Source organism: Tardiphaga sp. GW821-FHT12E02, assembly GCF_058807155.1.
Genome location: NZ_JBXAQK010000002.1, coordinates 391504 through 413216 on the forward strand (window position 1 = coordinate 391504; position 21713 = coordinate 413216).

Here is a 21713-nt window from a genome sequence, read left to right on the forward strand (position 1 = left end):
GACGCAGCCTCGCTCGGAAACAGTCGCGGCAATGGCGCCGCAATGTTGGCGTGCGAAACAGTGGGGCGAGCATGAAGGCAATTCTGATCACGGCTCTGGCGCTCAGCGCCTGCGCAAGCCCGGCGGCTTACGCGGCCTCCAACGATGATGTGATGGCGCGCCTCGCCGCGCTGGAGAAGGAAAATGCCGCGATCCGCAAGGAAAATGCAGCGCTGCGCGAGAACAAGGCACTGCGGGCCCAGAATGCGGCGCTGAAGTCGTCACCGGGACCGGTGGCGATCTCGGCTCCCAACGCGAAGCGCGATGCTTACTCCGCCTATGCAGCTGATCTGCCGATGGCCTACAAAGCCTCGCCGGTGGAAAGCGCAGGACAACTTCGCCTTTGGGGCGAGGGCGGTGCGATTTGGTCGGGCGGCGATGTCACGACATCGCCGTACAACCTCTCGAATTTGCTTGGCAGCAACACGGCCGGTGCGTTCGATCTGGCACCCAAGCTCGGCTGGCAGGCGGCGGCGGGTTTCGACTATCGCTTCGCCGGATCGCCCTGGCATGTCAGCGCCCAGTTCAGATATGGCGAGAGCGGACGATTCTCGGGCACTGCAGCGGTCGGCGGCGCGCTAGATCCGGCGCTGATACCGCTGCTTGGTGGACCAATCGCCGGCGGTTCTGCGTCCGACACCCTGACTATCGGCTACAAGGAGACGCATTGGCTCGCGGACGGCGCTGTCGGCTACGACGTGCTTGGCAGCGGCCGCAATGCCATGCAGGTGAAGTTGGGGCTCCGCATTGCGGAAGTGGCCGGCAAGACCGATTCGCTCCAAAGCAACGCTTTGAGCGTGAATTTCAATGCGCCGTTCGATATCCTCGGCACGGGCATTCTGGTCAATTCGTTCGGCACGACCACAACGAACGCCATCACGACGCGCAGTTCGTTCTTGGGCGCGGGTCCACGGATCGGCGTCGAGGGATCGGCCCCACTGGGCGGCGGCTGGGCGCTGGATTATGCCGGCGACGCGGCGGTCCTGTTCGGCCGGCAGCGGCTGGTCAGCACCACGGTCAACAGCATCGTGTCGGACCCCGCAATCATCGCTGCGATCATCGGTGGCGGCGGCAGCACCGTGAATACCTCGACCGATCAGCGCTACGCCACCGTGTTCAATGCCGATCTGCAGGTCGGCGTGTCCTATTGGCTGACCGACCAGGTCAAGCTCAGCGCGAGCTATCGCCTCGACGCCTATCTCAACGTGCTGAACCAGACCTTCAGCACCACCAGCAACCAGACCATCGACCGCTACGTCCATGGCCCGCGCCTGGGTGTCAGCGCAACGTTCTGAGGGTTGTCAGTCGAGCTCGGCGCGTTTTGCGCCGGGCGCTGGCATTCGCTTCGGCGCGACCGTCGTGGCCGGCAGCGGCGCGATCTCGCGAGGTGTTTCCGCCATCGGCGCTTCGTCGGTGATCATCTCGGCGGCAACAGGCGCGACCTTCATCTCGCCGAGCCGGGCGCGGACATCGGATGTCAGGCCCGGATAGGACGAGACCGGCGTGAAGTCGGCCGTCTGGTTGTTGCCGGTGCGCATGCCATTGAAGGCGACGAGGCCGTTGGTGGTGGCGACCACATCGCCGGGACGCAGCGACGTGTCGAGCGAGAGGTCGATGGGGGCCAGGCCAGCGGGATCGCGGCCATTGCAGGTGCAATCAGCTTTCAGCGCCTTGCGATAGGCAAAGGCATTGGGCAGATCGGCATAGCGTTCGCCCGTCGATGATGACGCATAGTCGATGCTGCTGCCGAACATGACCTTGGTCGGCGAGGCCGGGCAGAAGGCCTGGCACATCTGCGCGGGGCTGGCGCCGCTGCGGCCGAGCGGAAAATATTTGCCGTCACAGGTGCGCACGCAGAAGGCCGGGCCGGAGCCGCCATAGCCGGCGCTGCGCTGGGGCGGCGGTTGTTCGGTGGGCGTGTTGAGGCCGAACGGATCGGAGAAGAAATCATTCTGCCGCGATGGTTCGCCGCGACGTTGCTGCTGCTTTTGCTGTGGCTGTCCGCCGCCGAACAGGAAATCGAAGAAGCCTTGCGCGGATGCGCCGTGTGGCGCGACCACGACACATGCGGCAAGGCCGATGGCGACAAACGGCCGGCGCAGGCGCGTAATTTTACGAGTGTGACGCAACGCCAGGCTCCGCAACGCATGATCAACAGCCGGAATCGCAGCATTCCAGCCTGGGGCGACGCTAGGCGGTTATGGTAAACGCGAAGTAACCACGAGCGATGTCAGAGGAAAAACACCCAGGTCGCGAGGAAGAACACCGGCAGCAGCACGGCGCCCGACCACAACATATAGCCGAAGAAGCTCGGCATCTTCACGCCGGCATCCCGCGCGATGGCATAGACCATGAAATTCGGCGCGTTGCCGATATAGGTATTTGCGCCCATGAACACGGCACCGGCGGAAATCGCCGCCAGCGTGGCCGCGCCTGATGTCATCAACGCCTTCGCATCGCCGCCGGCGAGTTCGAAGAAGACGAGATAGGTCGGTGCATTGTCGAGGAATGACGACAGGATGCCGGTGAGCCAGAAATAGGCGGCATTGTTCGGCGTGCCGTCGGCATGGGTCACCAGTGCGACGAGCGGTGCGAACGGGCCGTTGGTGCCTGCCTGCAGCATCGCCATCACAGGCACGATGCAGATGAAGATGCCGGCGAACAGAATCGCGACTTCCGCGATCGGTCCCCATTTGAAATCATTGGCCCTGCGATGCTCGGCTTTCGTCAGCGCCAGCGAAGCGAAAGTGACGATGACGAGGATCGCGTCGCGCAGCAGGTTCTGCAATTCGACGGGAGTGCCGAGCACGCTGAACGAAATGCCGGGCTTCCAGCTTCCGCTCATCAGGATCGCGGCGATGATGACGAGAAGCAGCAGGAGATTGGCCTTGCCATGCAGGCGTAGCGGCGTATCCGGTGTCGGGTCCTTCATCTTCGGCAGCCGTTCTTCGCGGCGATGCAGATAGATGTCGAGCGCCATAAAGATCGCCAGCACGATGCCGGCGACGAACAGCGTGTCGCGCCAGAGATGCTGCGTGGTCCAAAAGAAATCGACGCCGCGCAAAAAACCGAGAAATAGCGGTGGATCGCCGAGCGGCGATAGCGAGCCGCCGATATTCGAGACCAGGAAGATGAAGAACACGACCACATGGACATTGTGGCGCCGGTCATCATTGGCGCGCAGCAGAGGCCGGATCAGGATCATCGACGCGCCGGTGGTGCCGACGATGCTGGCCATCAGCGTGCCGAAAGCGAGCAGCACCGTGTTGGTGAACACGCTGTCATGCAGATTGCCTTGCAGATAGATGCCGCCTGACACGGTGAACAGAGCCAGCAGCAGCAGGATGAAGGGCAAATATTCGAGCAGCACAGTATGGGCCAGCGTATGCGTAACCACCGTGGTACCGGTCGTCAGCCACAGTGGCACGATGACCAGCGCCGCCCACAATGCAGCAAGCTTGCCGTAGTGGTGCTCCCAGAAGTGTGCATACAGCACCGGCCCGGTGGCGATGCTCAGCAGGATGCCGGCAAAGGGCAATGCCCAGAGCATCGACAGTTTCGCGCCATTCAGTCCTTCGGCCGCACAGGCTGCCTCTGGCACGAAGCTGATAATGGCGATGCAGAGGGCGAGGCTGAGAAAACGAGGCAAGAGCGGGCCTTTCGGAGACGATATTCGGTCTCGCGAAGAGGCCGGCGGTGCTCAACCCTTCAGGAATTCGGATGCCTTGTAAAGCGAGCGAAATGGCACACCGGCCGCTGCAAACGTCTCGCTGGCGCCTTCATCACGATCGACCATGGTGAACACGAGCGCCACTTCCGCACCGGCCTCGCGCACCGCATCGAGTGCCTTCACGGCCGAGCCGCCGGTGGTGGTGACGTCCTCGACGATAACGATGCGCTTGCCTTTGAGGCTCTCGGTCTTGGTGAGGCCTTCGATGGCAAGGCGGGCGCCATGCTCCTTCGGCTTCTTACGCACGAAGAAGGCGCCGATCGGCGCGCCCTTCATCCAGGACAGTTGCGCCAGCGCGCCGGCCAGCGGCACCGCGCCCATCTCGAGGCCGCCGACATAATCGAGCTTGTCGTCCTTGAGCGCCTCATAGGTCAGTTCGGCCAGCAGTGCGGCACCTTCGGGGTCGCACATGGTGGGCTTCAGGTTGAAATAGAAATTGCTCTTGCGGCCCGAGGCGAGCGTGATCTCGCCATAACCGAACGAACGGTCGCGGATGATCTCGTGCAGGCGGGCGCGGGCGGTTGTGTTGGACAAGGCGATCTCTCTTTCAGGTAAACCGCGGCAATTTACCGGCCTGGGACCGGATAGGCCAGAGCGCAAGGTGTCTCTTCAACAGCCGACATTTGCGGGGCGGGCGGACGATGATACAGGTTGAGAAAATCGGGAAGGGAAACGCATGACCATCGAATTTCACACCTGGAACACGCCGAATGGCCGCAAAATCTCGGTGGCGCTGGAGGAAATGGGGCTGGCCTACAAAGTGTTCCCGGTGAACATCTCGAAGGGCGACCAGCAGAAGCCGGATTTCCTGAAAATCAGCCCGAACAACAAGATTCCGGCCATCGTCGACCCCGATGGGCCGGACGGCAAGCCGGTCAGCGTGTTCGAATCCGGCGCCATTCTGCTCTATCTCGGCGAGAAGACCGGCAAGTTCCTGCCGAAATCGCTGGGCGATCGCATTCCGGTGCTGGAATGGCTGATGTGGCAGATGGGCGGATTCGGTCCGATGCCCGGCCAGGTGCATCATTTCATCGCGCTGGAGAACGAAGCGGATCGTGCCTACGGCCTCAAGCGCTTCTCCGATGAGACCCGCCGGCTTTACGGCGTGCTGGATCGGCGGCTGAAGGATCACGAATTCGTTGCGGGTACGCTGTCGGTGGCGGATTTCGCCATTCTCGGCTGGGCCTGGCGCCATCCGCGCCACAAAGTGGCGCTGGAGGATTTTCCGAATGTGAAGCGCTGGTACGAGCAGCTCATGGCCCGTCCGGCGGTGCAGCGCGGGTTTGAGGTGAAGCTGGACTAAAGCTCCGGACCATCAGCCGTCATTGCGAGCGCAGCGAAGCAATCCAGGAAAGCGAAGGACCGGATTGCTTCGTCGCTTTGCTCGTCGCAATGACGATGCGTGCGCTTTAATGCGCTTCTTCCCAGTTGTCCGCTGCCCGCGCATCGACCTGAAGCGGCACCGACAACAACACCGCTGGGAAAGGCGCGTCCTGCATCGTGTGCTGGACCACCGGCAGCGTTGCTGCCACCTCGTCGTCCGGCACCTCAAAGATCAATTCGTCATGAACCTGCAGCAGCATTTTGGCTGTCAGCTTTTTCTCGGCCAGTGCATCTTCCATGCGCGCCATGGCGCGGCGGATGATGTCGGCGGCGGTGCCCTGCAGGCGCGCATTGATCGCTGCGCGTTCGTTGAAGGCGCGGATCGATGGATTGCTCGCCTTGATCTCGGGATAGTGGCACTTGCGGCCGAACAGCGTGGTCACATAGCCATGCTCGCGGCAGAAGTCGCGCGTCGCGTCCATATAGGCGCGGATGCCGGGGAAGCGCTCAAAGTACTTCTTGATATAGGCCCCGGCCTCTTCGCGCGGGATGCTGAGCTGATTGGCGAGGCCGAAAGCCGAGATGCCGTAAATGATGCCGAAATTGATCGCCTTGGCGCGGCGGCGCACTTCGGCCGGCATGTCCTTCACCGGCACGCCGAACATTTCCGACGCCGTCATGGCGTGAATGTCGAGCCCATCCTGGAACGCCTGTTTCAGCACCGGGATATCGGCGATCTCGGCCAGCAGGCGCAGCTCGATCTGCGAATAGTCGGCCGAGACCAGCTTGTGGCCTTCGCTGGCCACGAAAGCGCGGCGGATCTTTCGCCCGTCCTCGGTGCGCACCGGGATGTTCTGCAGGTTCGGTTCGTTGGACGACAGGCGACCCGTCGTGGTCGCCGCCAGCGCGTAGGTGGTGTGCACGCGATGGGTCTGCGGATGCACGTAATTCGGCAGCGCGTCCGTATAGGTCGAGCGCAGCTTCGACACCTGCCGCCAGTCGAGAATTTTTCGCGGAAATTCGTGGCCCTGTTCGGCCAGCTCATCCAGCACCTGCGCCGAGGTCGACCATGCGCCGGTCTTGGTCTTCGAGCCGCCCGGCAGGCCCATCTTGCCGAACAGCACGTCGCCGAGCTGCTTCGGGCTGCCGATATTGAGATCCTCGCCGGCGATCTCCTTGATCTCGGATTCGATCCGCGCCGCGGTCTGCGCGAAATCCGCAGAAAGTTTCGAGAGGACCTGCCGATCGATGGAAATGCCGCGGCGTTCCATCCGCGCCAGCACGGAAATCAGCGGGCGCTCCAGCGTCTCATAGACCGTTGTCATGTGTTCGGCCGCGAGGCGCGGCTTCAGCACGGTCCAAAGCCGCAGCAAGACGTCGGCGTCCTCGGCGGCATATTCGGTGGCGCGGTCGATCTTCACTTGTTCGAAGGTCAGTTTGCCTTTGCCGGAGCCGATGATCTCGCCGTGGGTCAGCGTGGCGTGGCCGAGCCAGCTGTCGGCCAATGCATCCAGCCCATGCGCATTGCGGCCGGCATCAAGCGCATAGGACATCAATTGCACATCGTCATGATTGCGCAGCGTCACGCCGTGCTGAGCCAGCAGCACGGCGGTGAATTTGATGTTGAAGCCGATCTTGAGCAGACCCGGCGTTTCCAGCAGCGGCTTCAGTGTTTCCAGCGCATCAGCGGTCTTGAGTTGATCCGGCTCGAGGTCGGCGGCGAACAGTCCCGCGCCATCGCCGGACTGGCGATGGGCGAAGGGAATATACGCCGCGTCATTCGGGCCGAGCGCCAATGCGATGCCGATGATATCGGCTTGCATCGGATCGATCGAGCTTGCTTTGGCTTCGAACGCGAGGTGGCCGGTATCGAGGATGCGGGCGATCCATTTATCGAGGTCGGCCTGACTGCGAATGGTTTTGTAGCCATCGCGCTTCACCGGTGTGTTGCGCGCCGCTTCTGCTCGGGCCTTTGCGAAAGCGGCCGGCGTCAGCACATCCTTGCCGCCTGGACCCGTCGCGTGGGCGCCGATGCCGTTGGTCGTTTTCTTTGCCGCAGATGGTTGTTTGGTGTCGCCAAACAGATCCCCACCTTGCCCACCAGCTTCGCCGCTTTTCGCGGTTGGCTTTGCGGTGCCGCTTTCGGCCTCTGCCGTTACGTCGGCCACATCGATATGCGAATATTCGGCGACGCGGCGGGTGAGGGTCGTGAACTCCATTCGCTTCAAGAATGCGATCAGTTTTCGCGCATCGGGTTCATGCACCGCGAGATCGTCGAGCGGTACGTCGAGCGCCACCTTGTCATCCAACAGCACCAACTGCCGCGAGATCCGCGCTTTCTCCGCATGCTCGATCAGCGATTCCCGCCGCTTCGGCTGTTTGATTTCGGACGCGCGATTCAGCAGCGTCTCCAGATCGCCATATTCGGTGATGAGCTGCGCCGCCGTCTTGATGCCGATGCCCGGCACGCCCGGCACATTGTCCACACTGTCGCCGGCGAGTGCCTGCACCTCGACCACCTTTTCCGGTGGGACGCCGAATTTCTCGATCACCTCGGCAATGCCGAGGCGCTTGTCCTTCATGGTGTCATACATGGTGACGCAATCGGTCACGAGCTGCATCAGGTCCTTGTCGGACGACACGATGGTGGCCGTGGCGCCGCGCTCGCAGGCCTGCCGCACATAGGTGGCGATCAGGTCGTCGGCCTCGAAGCCGCCCTGTTCGATGCAGGGCAGGTCGAAGGCTCGCACGGCGTCGCGGATCAGCGCGAATTGCGGGATCAGGTCATCGGGCGCCGGCGGGCGGTGCGCCTTGTATTCCGGGTAGAGTTTGTTGCGAAACGTGATTTCGGACTTGTCGAAGATGATCGCCAGATGCGTCGGCCGGTTGTCCGGGGGCATGTCGCGCATCAGTTTCCACAGCATGTTGCAGAAGCCGAGCACCGCGTTGACCTGCAAGCCGTCGGATTTGCGGTTGAGCGGGGGCAATGCGTGATAGGCGCGGAAGATATAGGACGAGCCGTCCACCAGAAAGATGTGATCGCCTTTGCCCGGTGCGGTCGGGCTCGCGGCGGTGGCGGTATCGGCGGAGGTTTTTGTGGGGGCTTTCGACATGGCCGCAATTTAAGGATTTTTGCGGGGAATGACAGTCCCGACATCTCCTGTCATTGCCCGCGAAAGCGGGCAATCCAGTAACCGCCGGCGGCCGTGATAGAACGCCAGCTTCAGCGCGTACTGGGTTGCCCGGTCAAGCCGGGCAACGACAGGCAGAGGTCACTCCGCAGCCTGCAGCCGTGCGCCCTGCTTCCTCGGCGCGATCCAGAACGCCTGCGGTCGCTCGAACAGGAAATTCGCGCGCAGGCGCAGTGCCAGCCACCAGATCACCAATGCGCCGACCACGCCGCTGATGGTCACGAGCAGCGCGATGGTGCCGATATCGAGCGGAGCGAATTTCAGCAGCACGGCACGCGCGGTGGCCATTGGCAAGAAGAAGGCGAGATAGATCACGATGGAATGCTCACCGAGGAAACGAACGAAATTCAGCCACTGCATCTTCGCCAGCAGCGTGCCGACGACGATGATCGCCACGGCGCCGGCAAAGCCGAGCACGAGCGACATGACCGGCCATTCGCTGACGCCGCCATGCACGAGGGCAGCATTGGCCAGCGCCCAGATCGCAAGACCGACGATCGCAAACGCGGGCTTGGCGCGAGCTTGATTGGAAAGCGCGAACACCTGCGCGGCGAACAGATAGCCGGAATAAAAATAGACGAAGCGTGCGCAGAATTCGTCGATGGCGGTCCAGCCGGTGGCAACATGCAGGCTCTCCAGCAGTGCCGCGATGCCCCAGATCAGCACCGCCGGGACATTTCGCACGGCTTTGGTCAGCACAAAGAACACCGGCAGCAGATAGATGAACCACAGCGTGCCGAACGGATCGATATAGGACAGCAGATACAGCTTGATCACATAGGGCCAGCCATGCTCGGCGGCAAAGCCGGGGGCCTTGAAACCGAACTGGATGGTGACCCAGAGCACGTAGAAATACAGGAAATGGACGACCTTGCGGTCGAGATAGGTGCGCCAGTCGCGGTCGATCACCCGCGCCAGGAACAGGCCCGAGATCAGGAAGAAATCCGGCATCCGGAACGGTTTGGCGAATTCGACCACGTAATGCATGTAGCCGGTCTGGCCCGCGGCCAGCTCGGTGCCCAGCACCGAATGCATCATCACCACCATAATGATGCAGATGCCCTTGGCGTAGTCGACCCAGTCGACCCGCTCCGACGCGATGGCGCGCTCGGCGCCCGCATATGTGCCGCTTGTGGTCATCGCGATCCCTGTCGGCGCCCTGTTATTGCGCGCATCATCGGGACAATCGGTTTCAATTGCCTTGCAGTATCCATCGAAAATGGTGATCGGATGGTCACGCTTGCGCGAGTTTTCGCGGCTGGTTAATGGGCGTTAACAGATACGAGTGTCATGACCCGGACTTTCGGTACATCTTTGCCCATCGACGCCGTGCTGGGCGATCTCGCGAATGCGCTGCAATCGGCCAATGCGGCCGTGCTGGTGGCGCCGCCCGGCGCCGGCAAGACCACGCGCGTGCCGCTGGCGCTGCTCGATGTGCCCTGGCTCCAGGGCAAGAAGATCATCATGCTGGAGCCGCGCCGCATCGCCGCGCGCGCCAGCGCCGAACGCATGGCGAAGACGCTGGGTGAGCGGGCCGGCGAAACGGTCGGCTACCGCGTCCGCTTCGGCTCCAAAATCTCGCGCAGCACCCGAATCGAAGTCGTGACCGAGGGCATCTTTGCACGGCAGATCCTCGATGATCCCGAACTCACCGGGGTCGGCGCCGTGCTGTTCGACGAATTCCACGAGCGCTCCCTCGACGCCGATCTCGGTCTCGCGCTCGCGCGCGATGCGCAGACCGGATTGCGCGAGGATCTCCGCATTCTCGTGATGTCCGCCACCATCGATGGCGCACGGATCGCGAAGCTGCTCGGCGATGCTCCCGTGATTGCCAGCGAAGGCCGCGCTTTCCCGGTGGAGACGCGCTATCTCGGCCGCAAGCCCGATCAGCAGATCGAGCGCCAGATGGCCGACGCGATCGCATCGGCATTGCGTGCGGATAGTGGCTCCGTGCTCGCCTTCCTGCCCGGCGCCGCGGAAATCCGCCGTACGCAGAATTTCCTGGCCGAACGTGTGCAGGATGCGTCCATCGAGATCGTCCCATTGTTCGGTGCGCTCGATGCCGCCGTGCAGGACCGCGCGATCCAGCCGGCGCCGAAGGGCCAGCGCAAGGTGGTGCTCGCCACCTCCATCGCTGAGACGTCGCTAACCATCGAAGGTGTCCGCATCGTCGTCGATTGCGGCCTCGCGCGCGTACCGCGCTATGAGCCTGACATCGGCCTGACGCGGCTGGAAACCGTGCGCGCCTCCCGCGCCGCCGTGGATCAGCGCCGTGGTCGCGCAGGTCGTACCGAGCCGGGCATCAGCTATCGACTGTGGGACGAGCCGCAGACCGCGTCGCTGCCCGCTTACACGCAGCCGGAAATTCTCAGCGCGGATCTCTCGACGCTATTGCTTGATTGCGCGCAATGGGGCGTCAGCGATCCCGCGCAGCTCACTTTCCTCGATCCCCCGCCGCTGCCGGCGCTGAAGGAAGCGCGCAGCCTGCTGGTCGAACTTGGTGCTCTCGATGCCGATGGCCGCATCACGGAAGAGGGGCAAGCGCTGCGTGCACTGGCGCTGCCGCCGCGCCTCGCCCGGATGATCGTGGATTCAGCGCGTTTCGGTTATGGCGATGAGGCGGCCGAGATCGCTGCCATCCTCACGGAACGTGGCCTTGGTGGCGACAGTGTCGATCTCGATCATCGCCTCGATCAGTTTCGCCGTGATCGCTCGCAGCGGGCGAGCAGTGCGAGGCAGTTGGTGGAGCGCTGGGCGGCACAGGTGTCATCCCCGTCCACCGGTAGCACGGAGCCACTGTCCACCGGCGCCATGCTCGCTTTCGCCTTCCCGGATCGCATCGCCAAAAACCGCGGCAATGGCAGTTTCGTGCTCGCCAATGGCCGCGGCGCATCTGTCGAGCAAAGCGCTGCACTGGCAAAAATGCCCTATATCGCCGTCGGCGAACTCACTGGCACCGCTGCCAATGGCCGCATCCTGCTCGCGGCGCCGTTCTCGCAAGTCGAAATTGAGTCGCGCTTCGCCGATCAGATCGAGAATGCCGATGAGATCAGCTTCGATCGTGCCTCGACATCGCTCCGTGGCCGCCGCAAGCGCACGCTGCATGCGATCACGCTGTCGGAAGCGCCGCTGACGGTGACGGCCTCCGAAGACGCAGCGCGCGTTTTCGCCGATGGCCTGGCGATGCTTGGCCTCGATCGGCTGCCTTGGTCCAAGGCGCTGCAACAGTGGCGTGGCCGCGTCATGTTTTTGCGCGCCTCTGAGGGCGATGCCTGGCTTGATCTGTCGGATCAGGCGTTGATCGATACGCGTGAGACCTGGCTGATGCCCGCACTGTTCGGCAAAACCTCGCTCAGAGATTTTTCCGCAGGCGATCTGTCTGACGCCATCATGAACTTGCTCCCATGGGATCAGCGCGCCCGCCTCGACAAGGAGGCGCCGACTCATTTCGAAGCGCCGACCGGCAGCATGCTGGCCATCGATTACGAGGCCGAGCAGGGGCCGACCATCGCCGTCCGCCTGCAGGAACTGTTCGGATTGAGCAGCCATCCATCCGTCGCCAAGGGCAAGGTCCCGCTGGTGCTGGAATTGCTGTCGCCGGCGCAGCGGCCGGTGCAGGTGACGCGCGATTTGCCGGGCTTCTGGCGTGGCAGCTATCAGGATGTACGCTCGGACTTGCGCGGCCGCTATCCGCGCCATCCTTGGCCCGACGATCCTGCGACCGCCATGCCGACGCGGCGGGCCAAGCCGCGGGGAACATGACCCCGTCTTAACCCTTCGCTCATCCTTTTCGCGAAAATTGCACCGTGTCTGCCGGCCCAGTACGGACGGTGGCGGCGATCCGTGCTCGATTGCGGTTCCGTCGGGATGCATTGGGTAAAGGGTTGCGTATGCGTAGCATCATGTTTTTTGCAGCCGTGCTGATCGGGCTTGGTACCGTGATGGCGCAGGTTGCCGACAAGATGACGTCCACGCCTGCGATGGCACGCACGGAAGCTGCGCCCACCCGCCTTGCTTCTCTCAGCGCACCACAGGCCGGCATCCGTAGCCTGGCCATCCCCCGTGATTCCCGCGGTCACTTCCAGACCGAAGCGCGTATCGATGGTCAGCGCATCGGCTTCATGGTCGATACCGGCGCATCGGTGATCGCGCTCAACGAGACCTCGGCGGCCCGCTTCGGCCTGCGTCCCTCGCGCGCCGAATATAACGCCACGGTGACAACGGCGAATGGCAAGCTGAAAGCCGCGCGTGCAAAACTGCCGATGGTGCAGGTTGGCGATATCACGGTGCGTGATGTCGATGCCATGGTGCTGCCGGATGAGGCACTGTCGGAGAATCTGCTCGGCCTGTCGTTTCTCTCCAAGCTGAAGCGGTTCGAATATTCCAACGGACAGATGGTTCTCGAGCAGTAGTAACCTTTCCGCTTAACGCTGCGGCCCCATTTCAAACACCTTCGGTCACTTGAATACCGTCGTGCCTTCCCAATGGCGCGCAGGGCAGCTAAGGCTGTGCTATTCAAATAAAAAACATCATCATTCGCGAGAGGTCGTCGATGTTTCCGAAGCCCAAACCCTTGCTCGTGCCAAATACCTATGCCTACGAATCCGAGCCAATGGTGAAGGCCACTGGCTTTCGCGAATATGACGCGCGCTGGCTGTTCGGCAAGGAAATCAACCTGATGGGCGTGCAGGCGCTGGGCATGGGGCTCGGCGTGCTGATCGGCGAGCTTGGCCAGAAGCAGGAAATCGTCACCGGTCACGATTTCCGCGGCTACTCCGCCTCGATCAAATATGCGCTGATGACGGGCCTGATGGCGGCAGGCTGCAAGGTGCATGATATCGGCCTCGCCGTCACACCGATGGCCTATTTTGCGCAATTCGATCTCGACGTGCCCTGCGTCGCCATGGTCACCGCCTCGCATAACGACAATGGCTGGACCGGCGTGAAGATGGGCGCCAACAAGCCGCTGACGTTCGGCCCCGATGAAATGACGCGGTTGAAAGAGATCGTGCTCAACGCCGAGTTCAAGAACAAGGCTGGCGGTTCTTATCACTTCCATGAAAATTATCCGGCGCGTTACATCGCCGATCTCACCAATCGTCCTAAGCTCAAGCGCAAGCTGAAGGTCGTCGTCGCTTGCGGCAACGGCACCGCCGGCGCTTTCGCCCCGCAGGTGATGGAGGCGATCGGATGCGAGGTGATCCCGCTCGATGTCGAGCTCGATCACACTTTCCCGAAATACAATCCGAATCCGGAAGACATGGAGATGCTGCACGCGATCCGCGATGCGGTGCTCGAACACAAGGCCGATGTCGGCCTCGGTTTCGATGGTGACGGCGATCGTTGTGGCGTCGTCGATAACACCGGTGAGGAAATCTTCGCGGACAAGGTTGGCGTGATGCTCGCGCGCGACATGTCGGCGGTTCACAAGAATGCGGAATTCGTCGTCGACGTGAAATCGACGGGGCTCTTCATCACCGATCCCGTGCTGCAGGCACAGAATGCCAAGACGACATACTGGAAGACCGGCCATTCCTACATGAAGCGCCGTACCCATGAATTGAAGGCGTTGGCGGGCTTCGAGAAGTCCGGCCACTTCTTCTTCAATGCCCCGGTCGGTCGCGGCTATGACGATGGTCTCGTCTCGGCCATCGCAATCTGCGAGATGCTGGATCGTGCGCCCGGCAAGAGCATGGCGGATCTCAAGGAGGCGTTGCCGAAGACGTGGTCATCGCCGACTATGTCGCCGCATTGTGCCGACGAAACCAAATATGGCGTCGTCGATGCCGTGGTGAAGCATTTCGAGGCCGCGCAGAAGAAGGGCGACAAGGTCGCTGGTCAGCCGATCCGCGATCTGGTCACGGTCAACGGCGTGCGCGTCACCTGCGAGGATGGCAGCTGGGGTCTGGTGCGGGCTTCATCGAACAAGCCGGAACTGGTGGTCGTGGTCGAAAGCCCGGTATCGAAGCAGCGCATGCATGACATGTTCGATGCGGTCAATCTCGTGCTAAAGACGCATCCGGAAGTGGGTGCGTATAATCAGACGATCTGAGCTGTCGGTCTCAAACTGTCATCGCCCGCGAAAGCGGGCGATCCAGTAAACTCTAACTGTCGTGATAATGCGCCAATCAGGTGTGTACTGGGTCGCCCGGTCAAGCCGGGCGACGACAGTTGCAAGCCGTCAGTTCGCAGGCATCGGCGGCACGGGCAGTGCCGTCACCGACTTGATCTTTTCCATCGCGAATCGCGACGTCACGTTCTTCAGCGCCACGGCGCTGATCAGCTTCTTGTAGAACACGTCATAGCTCTGCATGTCGGCGACGACGACCCGCAGCATGTAATCGACGTCGCCGGCCATGCGATAGAATTCCATCACTTCCGGCATCGCGCTGACGGCTTCAGCAAACTTCTTCAGCCAGGCGTCAGAGTGGTCGCTGCTCTCCACCGAAACGAACACCGAGATGCCGAGTCCGATCTTGTTCTGATCGACGAGGGCGACCCGGCGCAGGATCACGCCATCCGCTTCGAGGCGCTGAATGCGCTTCCAGCATGGCGTCGATGACAGACCAACACGATCCCCGATTTCCGCCACGGACAGCGATGCGTCCTCCTGCAGGACGGTCAGAATCTTGCGATCGATCGCATCTAGACGGCGGGTCGATTCGGAGGCTTGGTCGAGGACATCGGTCATGAGAAGAACTTTGTTCTAATTATAGGGTCGATAGACCTAATATATGGAACAATCTTCTAAATCAAGGTGAGTGGATCTATGTTGTCGGATGGGCTGAACGTAGCGAAAACCCGTCATTTCTCACATGAGGACGATGGATTTTCACTCCAGCGTTTCGCGCCCTCGTCAACTCATCCTCCGGCTTCAGCTCAGCGCGCCCACTTTCGAATCCCGCAAAAGCTGTTCGACTTCAGCACGTTGCGGGCAGGCAAACGCGCCGCCATAGCGGGTGCATTTCAGAGCCGCGGCGGCCGAGGCGAAACGAAGCGCTTCCGGCACGGATTTGCCGCCGGCGAATTCCAGCGCGAAGGCGCCGTGGAAAATATCACCTGCCCCGAGCGTATCGACCACATGGACGGGGAAGGCCGGTGTCTCCTTCGGATTCCCCTGTTCGTCCAGCCATAGCGTCCCCTTGGGTCCACGGGTGACGGCAAGGAAGGACGAGGTCAGCGTGGCGAGCTTCTGCAGCGCCTTGAGGTTGTCATGAATGCCCGCGGTGGTCTGCAGTGCTTCGTCGGAGAAGATCAGATGCGAGGATGCGGTCAGCAGGCCCTCGCGCTGGGAGATGGTGCTGTCGATATCGACGACGACGGGAATGCCGCGATGGCGCGCCTCGATGCAGAGATCGGTGGCGAAGCCGGCGCAGCGGCTTTCGACCAGGATCGCGTCGCAGTCCTTCAGCAGGACATCGTGAGCCGGCAACTTCACGTCCCACAATTTTGGATCGCGAAAGGTGACGATGGTGCGTTCGCCCGTGGGATCGATCATGACCGCCGAAATCGGCGTCACGAGGCCCGGCATATGCACGAGATGCGTGGCATCGATGCCTTCCTTGGCGAGATCGTCGAACAGGAACTGGTCGGCAGTCTCGCTCTTGTCGCCCATCGGGCCGGTCATGGCGGCCTTGCCGCCCAGCCGGTTGACGCCGATCGCCGCATTCAGCGCATTGCCGCCGATGATCTGCGCAAAGCGCTGGGATGGAAATTTCTGGCCGCGGCCGGGCACGGATTCGACGGCGAAGGTCAGGTCGCGCACGGGCAGGCCGATGCACAGGACGCGCTTGGGCTGAGCAGTCATGGAAATCCCCGTTAGTCAGGCTTCGATTCAAGCTTGGTCGGGATGCAGCCACCGTCCAAGCAGATGATGCGCGATGGCAAAGGGATGCGGCCCCGCGAGCCCGTCCGGGTGCTCGCGCTTCCACATCAGCATTGCCTCGTCACGGTCAAACCACCGGGCGTCCTCAAGTTCCATTTTGTCGATAACGATGTCGTCGGTCAGGGCGCGCGCCGAGCAGCCGATCATCAGGGATGATGGATAGGGCCAGGGCTGCGTCATGTAGTAGGTGACGTCGGTGCAGCGGATGCCGGATTCCTCAAAGATCTCGCGCTTCACGGCATCCTCGATGGTCTCCGCCGCTTCGACGAAGCCGGCGAGGCACGAATACATACCCGGCGCGAACTGCTTCTGGCGGCCGAGCAGGCATTTGTCGCCCTTCTCCACCAGCATGATGACGACGGGATCGGTGCGCGGAAAATGCTCGGTCTTGCAACTCGGGCAGACACGCTTCCAGCCGCCTTCAGCCATCGAGGACTTGGCGCCGCAATTGGCGCAGAAGCCGTGGCGCTGATGCCAGGACACCATCGATTTGGCCTGCGCGATGGCCGAGAGCTGGTCCGGCGGCACCACGCCCTGCATCGCCATGCCACGCAACTCGGACACGGCCACATCGTCGCGGCCGACCAGCTTTTCCGCGGCGGGTGCGGAGATGCCCATGCCGAACACCGCCGCGCCATCGCGCAGGCCGAGAAAAATGGTGCCGGGATTGGCGCCGAATTTGACGGCCTCGTCGATGGAGAGCAGCGCGCGGACATTGTCGCCGTCCTTCTTCATCACCAGCGAGTCGCGATAGATCACGTAAGCGCGGCTGTCGCTCTTGTTTTCAAGGGCAAAGAGCTTTTCGTCGCTGAAGCGCAGATGCGCGGCGCGATCGAGGGTGTTGGAGATGAAGGCCGGCTGGCCGAGGGGAAACAGCTTGCTTGTCATATGATTCAACCGAGCCAGATCTTGCGACGGAGTTCCGAGATAAAACGCTGCACTTCCTCGGCATCATGCGCGAGCGGCGGCATCACGCCCCAGACCGGGCGCGGCCAGGCAGCGTCGGTCTTGCGACGTGCGATGATGTGGACGTGAAGCTGCGGCACGACATTGCCGAGGGCGGCGACATTAAGCTTGTCGCAACGGGTGACTTCCTTGAGCGCGCGGCCGACGCGATTGATCTCGGTCGTCAGCTGCGCCTGCGCGACCTCGTCGAGATCGATGATGTCGATGATGTCGGGGCGGCGTGGCACCAGCATCAGCCAGGGATAATGCGCGTCCTTCACCACCAGCACGCGGCTGAGGGGCAGGTCGCCGATGTCGATGGTGTCTTGCTGGAGCTGTCTGTGCAGCTCGAAGGCGGGCGTGGTGGCCATTCGGTCTCTCGATTTTTGTTGCGCAGCGTCGCAGGAACTGGCGGCGCAAACAACTCCGTGGTGCATGCTTTTGCGCGTATCCGCCACGATTTCTTGCGGCAACACGGAGGCAGATCCTGAGGCAAAGTTGCGGCACGCGCTGCGCTTGCTTTCCGGCCGGTTTGGCCCCAAATAGGCACCGGGAGATTGGCGGTGGACGAGCCACTCGCCAATCGGGTCAGGACCGGAAGGTAGCAGCCCTAACGAGATCCGGATCGGGTCGCTCGTCAGTCTCCTACTTGTTTTATCGAGCAAATTCGGCGTTTCGCGCTGGATTTCGCCCGGTGGACAGGCGGCATCCCGGCAGCAACATCGATGTTTTGCCGGTCGATCTGCCCGATGTTCCGCAAACCGGCCTCTTGAGACAACACATTGCGGATTTCTCGATGACCGATGCCGGCATGCCCCCTTCCGATGATGACGCCCAGGCCGGCTTCGCAATGAATGCGCCAACAGCGGCGACGCCCTATCGGGTGCTGGCCCGAAAATACCGGCCGGGAAACTTTGACGATCTGATCGGCCAGGAAGCGCTGGTGCGCACTGTCTCGAATGCGTTCGAGACCGGCCGGATTCCGCAGGCCTGGATCCTCACCGGCGTGCGCGGAGTCGGCAAGACCACCACGGCGCGCATTCTGGCGCGGGCGCTGAATTACGAGATGGCCGATGGCTCCGTGAAGGGGCCGACCATCCAGATGCCGACGCATGGCGTGCATTGCAAAGCTATTATGGAAAGCCGTCATATCGACGTGCTGGAAATGGATGCCGCCTCGCATACCGGCGTCGATGACGTCCGCCAGATCAATGACAGCGTGCGCTATGCGCCATCCAGCGCGCGCTACAAGGTCTATATCATCGACGAAGTCCACATGCTGTCGACGGCGGCCTTCAACGCGTTCCTGAAAACGCTGGAGGAGCCGCCGGAGCACGCCAAATTCGTGTTCGCGACCACCGAAATCCGCAAGGTGCCGATCACGGTGCTGTCGCGCTGCCAGCGCTTCGACCTGCGCCGCGTCGATGCCGATGTGCTGATGTCGCATCTGTCGAACATCGCCGGCAAGGAAGGCGTCGAGGTCGAGCCGGAAGCGCTCGGCATCATCGCGCGCGCAGCCGAAGGCTCGGTGCGCGATTCGCTGTCGCTGTTCGATCAGGCGATTGCTCATGCCGCGGGTCTCGTGAAGGCCGATGCGGTCCGGCAGATGCTTGGCCTCGCCGATCGCACCCGCGTCATCGATCTGTTCGATTCGCTGGCACGCGGCGATATCGCCGCGGCCTTCAAGGAATTCCGCGAGCAATACGATGTCGGCGCCGATCCGATCGTGGTGCTGAGCGACCTCGCCGAATTCGTCAATTTCGTCACCCGCGTCAAAATCGTGCCGGCGACGGCCGACAATGTCGCGTTCGGCGAGACCGAGCGCCTGCGGGCGCGAGACTTTGCATCAAAGCTTTCCATGCGCGTGTTGTCGCGGATGTGGCAGATGCTGCTGAAGGGCATCACCGAGGTGCAGGGCGCGACGCGTCCGGCTGCGGCGGCCGAGATGGTGCTGGTGCGCATCGCCTATGTCGCCGATCTGCCGACGCCGGATGAAGCCATTCGCATGATCGAACAGGGCGGCGGATCGTCGCCCGTGATTGGCAATGGCGGTGGCCGCCCCGCCCCGGCATTGAACGCACCCTCGGCGCAGTCGTCCACGCAGATGCCATCCATGTCGCCGCCCTCGGCGCCCACCATGTCGGGCGCACCGCGCGGCCCGACCATGCAGCGTGGCAATGCCGAGCCGGCGCCGCGGCCGCAGGTCGGCATGGCCGAAGCTCAGCCCGCGACGGTGCTGAAAATCTCGACCTTCCCCGAATTGATCGCATTGGCGGGCGAAAAGCGTGACCTGATGGTGCGCGGCGCGCTGGAAGCCGATGTGCGCCTGATCCGCATCGAGGATGGCCGGCTCGAACTTGCGATGGAGCGCACCGCCGCGCGCTCGCTGATCAATGACCTCTCGCGCAAACTGGAAATGTGGACGGGCCGACGCTGGGCCGTGATCGTGTCGAACGAGCAAGGCCAGGCGACGATCCGCGAGCAGGTGCAGGAGCAGAAGAACGAACGCCAGCGCAGCGCCGAAGCCGATCCGCGCGTGCAGGCGGTGTTCGCGAAATTCCCCGGCGCCAAGATGGAAGTGCGTTTGCTGGCCCCCGAAATTCCGGAAGGCGACGACGACGCCCTGATCACCGATGATGGCGCCGACCCCGGCGACGACGATTAAAAACGAGGACGAGTGATGGCTGACTTTCTCGGCATGATGAAGCAGGCGGCGCAGCTGCAGTCGAAGATGAAGGCGATGCAGGAAGAGCTCGACCATGTGGAGGTCGAGGGCGTGTCCGGCGGCGGTCTCGTCTCGGTGCGCATGACCGCAAAGACCGAAGTGAAAGCCGTGAAGATCGATCCGTCGCTGGTGAAGCCGGAAGATGTCGAGATTCTCGAGGACCTGCTGGTGACTGCGCTGGGTGATGCGCGCCGCAAGGCGGAAGCGGCGATGCAGGAGAAGATGCAGTCGCTGACTGGCGGCCTCGGCCTGCCGCCCGGAATGGGCCTCGGCTAAAGGTTTCGAACGACCATGGCCTCCGTTGCCGGACCTGAAATCGAGCGCCTGATCCAGTTGTTGGCGCGATTGCCCGGCCTCGGGCCGCGTTCGGCGCGGCGGGCGGCGCTGCATCTGATCAAGAAGCGCGATGCGTTGATGACGCCGCTGGCCGGCGCACTGCAGACGGCGATCGATCGCGTACAGGTCTGCAAGGTCTGCAGCAATATCGACACGCAATCGCCATGCACGATCTGTACGGATGCAAGGCGCGATCCGACGACCATTGTCGTCGTGGCCGATGTCGCTGATCTCTGGGCGCTGGAGCGCGCGAATGCGGCGCCCGGCAAATATCATGTGCTCGGCGGCACGCTGTCGCCGCTCGATGGTGTCGGGCCCGGCGATCTGACCATCGATGCGCTGGTCGCTCGGGCGCATGCGCCGGAAGTGACGGAAGTCATCCTGGCGCTGAATGCGACCGTGGATGGCCAGACGACAGCACATTACATCACCGACCTTCTTCAGGAGGCCAATGTGAAAGTGACCCGCCTGGCGCATGGCGTGCCGGTGGGCGGCGAGTTGGACTATCTCGACGAAGGCACGCTGTCGGCGGCGATGCGACAGCGGACTTTGTTTTAAGACGGGACTGTTTTCGATGACACGATCTGGATTCAAGGCGCAGCTTTGCGCGGCGATGCTTGTGATGGCGGGCGCAGGGACTTCGGTCGCTTATGCGGCGTCAGATGCTGAGCAAGCGCCGGCCAAGCCGGTGGCGCCGAAGGACATGAAGCTGGGTGATGTGCTCCATGGCCAGCTCAATGCCATGCGCAGCCGCGATGCCAAGGGCAAGCGCGTGGATGTGTATCAGGTGGTCACCGAACCGCGCCGCCTGCCAGCGCCGGCGGGGCTGTGCAATCTGGAGACGGGGCCGGAGACGTTCGAGATCGTGGTCGCCGGTGAAGCGCAGGCGACGCAGCTGAAGCGACTGGTCGGCAAGGAAGTGGCGTTCAAGGTCGCCGAGGTTGCATGCGCCGAGCAGGCCGGGCAGATGAGCGAAGCGCTGGTGACGAAGTGGAGTTTGGTGGGGAAGACGAATTAGGGCGGCCATCTGCTCTGTTGTCGTCGCCCGGCTTGACCGGGCGATCCAGTAAACGCTGAGGCTGCGGTGTGTACTGGATCACCCGGTCAAGCCGGGTGATGACAAGAGAGGCTATGCCTGTCTCAAAAGTGCTGGATACAGATCATCCCAGTTGGGATTATCCTTCTCGATCAGTGCGATCTTCCACTCACGCGTCCATTTCTTCAATCGCTTCTCGCGATGGATCGCGTATTCGATGTGGTCGAAACACTCGAAGTAAACCAGACGATCGACGTCGTACTTCTTCGTAAAACCCTCGGCAGTCTTCGCTCTATGTTCAGCGACACGGCGGATGATATTGTTCGTCACGCCGATGTAGAGCGTGCCGCCGATGCGACTGGCCAGGATATAGACGTAGAATGTGTACGTCCGCATCACTGAAGCTCGTGAGCGCGCGTTCAGTCTCCATCTGTCATCGCCCGACTTGATCGGGCGATCCAGTATACTCACAGATGATTGTGTGTACTGGGTCACCCGGTCAA

At 62.3% G+C, this 21713-nt stretch carries 19 protein-coding genes and 1 other RNA gene; 10 read left to right on the forward strand and 10 right to left on the reverse strand.

From position 1 onward, the window contains the following. Nucleotides 1–71 precede the first annotated feature (71 nt). Entirely contained in the window at nucleotides 72–1334 is a 1263-nt protein-coding gene (locus tag AC1RQ5_RS29405; RefSeq protein WP_493204274.1) for an Lpg1974 family pore-forming outer membrane protein, read from the forward strand. Nucleotides 1335–1340: 6 nt separating this feature from the next. Here AC1RQ5_RS29405 and AC1RQ5_RS29410 read toward each other — a convergent pair whose 3' ends face one another. The 3 genes from AC1RQ5_RS29410 to pyrE all read right to left on the reverse strand — a co-directional run bounded on the left by AC1RQ5_RS29410 (nucleotide 1341) and on the right by pyrE (nucleotide 4303). Next, on the reverse strand, nucleotides 1341–2168 hold the full coding sequence (locus AC1RQ5_RS29410; RefSeq protein ID WP_493204275.1) for a DUF2865 domain-containing protein: 828 nt from the start codon (nucleotides 2166–2168) through the stop codon (nucleotides 1341–1343). 101 nt (nucleotides 2169–2269) lie between these two features. Continuing rightward, nucleotides 2270–3688 (reverse strand): sodium:proton antiporter, encoded by a 1419-nt coding sequence (locus AC1RQ5_RS29415; RefSeq protein WP_493204277.1) that lies wholly within the window; start codon nucleotides 3686–3688, stop codon nucleotides 2270–2272. Nucleotides 3689–3739: 51 nt separating this feature from the next. Next, nucleotides 3740–4303 carry an orotate phosphoribosyltransferase gene (gene pyrE, locus AC1RQ5_RS29420; RefSeq protein WP_398464630.1) on the reverse strand — a complete coding sequence of 188 codons (564 nt, stop codon included), beginning with the start codon at nucleotides 4301–4303 and terminating at the stop codon, nucleotides 3740–3742. A gap of 142 nt (nucleotides 4304–4445) precedes the next feature. Between pyrE and AC1RQ5_RS29425 the strand changes: the two genes are divergently transcribed. After that, nucleotides 4446–5072: a glutathione S-transferase family protein gene (locus tag AC1RQ5_RS29425; RefSeq protein ID WP_493204278.1), complete on the forward strand. Its 627-nt coding sequence runs from the start codon at nucleotides 4446–4448 to the stop codon at nucleotides 5070–5072. Nucleotides 5073–5178: 106 nt separating this feature from the next. Here AC1RQ5_RS29425 and polA read toward each other — a convergent pair whose 3' ends face one another. Further along, nucleotides 5179–8205 (reverse strand): DNA polymerase I, encoded by a 3027-nt coding sequence (gene polA / locus AC1RQ5_RS29430; protein ID WP_493204280.1) that lies wholly within the window; start codon nucleotides 8203–8205, stop codon nucleotides 5179–5181. A 159-nt stretch (nucleotides 8206–8364) separates the two neighbouring features. After that, nucleotides 8365–9423: an acyltransferase family protein gene (locus AC1RQ5_RS29435; RefSeq protein ID WP_493204282.1), complete on the reverse strand. Its 1059-nt coding sequence runs from the start codon at nucleotides 9421–9423 to the stop codon at nucleotides 8365–8367. Between the two features lie 150 nt (nucleotides 9424–9573). On the opposite strand from AC1RQ5_RS29435, the gene hrpB reads away from it, so the two are divergent. The 3 genes from hrpB to AC1RQ5_RS29450 all read left to right on the forward strand — a co-directional run bounded on the left by hrpB (nucleotide 9574) and on the right by AC1RQ5_RS29450 (nucleotide 14335). Then, a complete protein-coding gene (gene hrpB, locus AC1RQ5_RS29440; RefSeq protein WP_493204283.1) occupies nucleotides 9574–12045 on the forward strand; it encodes an ATP-dependent helicase HrpB in 2472 nt (823 codons plus the stop codon). A 128-nt stretch (nucleotides 12046–12173) separates the two neighbouring features. After that, on the forward strand, nucleotides 12174–12695 hold the full coding sequence (locus AC1RQ5_RS29445) for a TIGR02281 family clan AA aspartic protease (protein WP_398483207.1): 522 nt from the start codon (nucleotides 12174–12176) through the stop codon (nucleotides 12693–12695). A 140-nt stretch (nucleotides 12696–12835) separates the two neighbouring features. Beyond that, on the forward strand, nucleotides 12836–14335 hold the full coding sequence (locus AC1RQ5_RS29450; RefSeq protein ID WP_398483209.1) for a phosphomannomutase/phosphoglucomutase: 1500 nt from the start codon (nucleotides 12836–12838) through the stop codon (nucleotides 14333–14335). 129 nt (nucleotides 14336–14464) lie between these two features. Here AC1RQ5_RS29450 and AC1RQ5_RS29455 read toward each other — a convergent pair whose 3' ends face one another. The 4 genes from AC1RQ5_RS29455 to AC1RQ5_RS29470 all read right to left on the reverse strand — a co-directional run bounded on the left by AC1RQ5_RS29455 (nucleotide 14465) and on the right by AC1RQ5_RS29470 (nucleotide 17484). Next, a complete protein-coding gene (locus AC1RQ5_RS29455; protein ID WP_493204285.1) occupies nucleotides 14465–14974 on the reverse strand; it encodes an Lrp/AsnC family transcriptional regulator in 510 nt (169 codons plus the stop codon). 183 nt (nucleotides 14975–15157) lie between these two features. Further along, complete coding sequence (locus AC1RQ5_RS29460; protein ID WP_493204538.1) at nucleotides 15158–16096, reverse strand: sugar kinase; 939 nt, start codon at nucleotides 16094–16096, stop codon at nucleotides 15158–15160. 21 nt (nucleotides 16097–16117) lie between these two features. Continuing rightward, nucleotides 16118–17056 (reverse strand): NAD(+) diphosphatase, encoded by a 939-nt coding sequence (gene nudC / locus AC1RQ5_RS29465; RefSeq protein WP_493204287.1) that lies wholly within the window; start codon nucleotides 17054–17056, stop codon nucleotides 16118–16120. 5 nt (nucleotides 17057–17061) lie between these two features. Continuing rightward, entirely contained in the window at nucleotides 17062–17484 is a 423-nt protein-coding gene (locus AC1RQ5_RS29470) for an HIT domain-containing protein (RefSeq protein WP_493204289.1), read from the reverse strand. Between the two features lie 181 nt (nucleotides 17485–17665). Here AC1RQ5_RS29470 and ffs point away from each other — a divergent pair. From ffs to AC1RQ5_RS29495, 5 genes are all read left to right on the forward strand, one after another. Further along, nucleotides 17666–17762, forward strand: an RNA gene (ffs, locus tag AC1RQ5_RS29475) — signal recognition particle sRNA small type. A 147-nt stretch (nucleotides 17763–17909) separates the two neighbouring features. Then, nucleotides 17910–19778, forward strand: a complete 1869-nt coding sequence (locus AC1RQ5_RS29480) for a DNA polymerase III subunit gamma/tau (protein WP_493204539.1) — start codon at nucleotides 17910–17912, stop codon at nucleotides 19776–19778. Between the two features lie 15 nt (nucleotides 19779–19793). Then, complete coding sequence (locus AC1RQ5_RS29485; RefSeq protein WP_398464868.1) at nucleotides 19794–20114, forward strand: YbaB/EbfC family nucleoid-associated protein; 321 nt, start codon at nucleotides 19794–19796, stop codon at nucleotides 20112–20114. Nucleotides 20115–20129: 15 nt separating this feature from the next. Continuing rightward, nucleotides 20130–20732: a recombination mediator RecR gene (recR, locus tag AC1RQ5_RS29490; RefSeq protein WP_398483220.1), complete on the forward strand. Its 603-nt coding sequence runs from the start codon at nucleotides 20130–20132 to the stop codon at nucleotides 20730–20732. 16 nt (nucleotides 20733–20748) lie between these two features. After that, entirely contained in the window at nucleotides 20749–21192 is a 444-nt protein-coding gene (locus AC1RQ5_RS29495; RefSeq protein ID WP_493204292.1) for a hypothetical protein, read from the forward strand. Nucleotides 21193–21303: 111 nt separating this feature from the next. Here the strand turns inward: AC1RQ5_RS29495 and AC1RQ5_RS29500 are convergent, their stop codons facing one another. Beyond that, nucleotides 21304–21606, reverse strand: coding sequence for a GIY-YIG nuclease family protein (locus AC1RQ5_RS29500; RefSeq protein ID WP_493204294.1), 303 nt, complete (start codon nucleotides 21604–21606; stop codon nucleotides 21304–21306). Nucleotides 21607–21713: the final 107 nt, after the last annotated feature.

Coding starts and splice junctions, on each gene's coding strand:
- polA (WP_493204280.1), bottom strand. CDS start 8,205: ATGTCGAAAGCCCCCACAAAAACCTCCGCCGATACCGCCACCGCCGCG.
- nudC (WP_493204287.1), bottom strand. CDS start 17,056: ATGACAAGCAAGCTGTTTCCCCTCGGCCAGCCGGCCTTCATCTCCAAC.
- AC1RQ5_RS29500 (WP_493204294.1), bottom strand. CDS start 21,606: ATGCGGACGTACACATTCTACGTCTATATCCTGGCCAGTCGCATCGGC.
- AC1RQ5_RS29435 (WP_493204282.1), bottom strand. CDS start 9,423: ATGACCACAAGCGGCACATATGCGGGCGCCGAGCGCGCCATCGCGTCG.
- AC1RQ5_RS29405 (WP_493204274.1), top strand. CDS start 72: ATGAAGGCAATTCTGATCACGGCTCTGGCGCTCAGCGCCTGCGCAAGC.
- AC1RQ5_RS29445 (WP_398483207.1), top strand. CDS start 12,174: ATGCGTAGCATCATGTTTTTTGCAGCCGTGCTGATCGGGCTTGGTACC.
- hrpB (WP_493204283.1), top strand. CDS start 9,574: ATGACCCGGACTTTCGGTACATCTTTGCCCATCGACGCCGTGCTGGGC.
- AC1RQ5_RS29455 (WP_493204285.1), bottom strand. CDS start 14,974: ATGACCGATGTCCTCGACCAAGCCTCCGAATCGACCCGCCGTCTAGAT.
- AC1RQ5_RS29425 (WP_493204278.1), top strand. CDS start 4,446: ATGACCATCGAATTTCACACCTGGAACACGCCGAATGGCCGCAAAATC.
- recR (WP_398483220.1), top strand. CDS start 20,130: ATGGCCTCCGTTGCCGGACCTGAAATCGAGCGCCTGATCCAGTTGTTG.
- AC1RQ5_RS29480 (WP_493204539.1), top strand. CDS start 17,910: ATGACCGATGCCGGCATGCCCCCTTCCGATGATGACGCCCAGGCCGGC.
- AC1RQ5_RS29450 (WP_398483209.1), top strand. CDS start 12,836: ATGTTTCCGAAGCCCAAACCCTTGCTCGTGCCAAATACCTATGCCTAC.
- AC1RQ5_RS29470 (WP_493204289.1), bottom strand. CDS start 17,484: ATGGCCACCACGCCCGCCTTCGAGCTGCACAGACAGCTCCAGCAAGAC.
- AC1RQ5_RS29485 (WP_398464868.1), top strand. CDS start 19,794: ATGGCTGACTTTCTCGGCATGATGAAGCAGGCGGCGCAGCTGCAGTCG.
- AC1RQ5_RS29495 (WP_493204292.1), top strand. CDS start 20,749: ATGACACGATCTGGATTCAAGGCGCAGCTTTGCGCGGCGATGCTTGTG.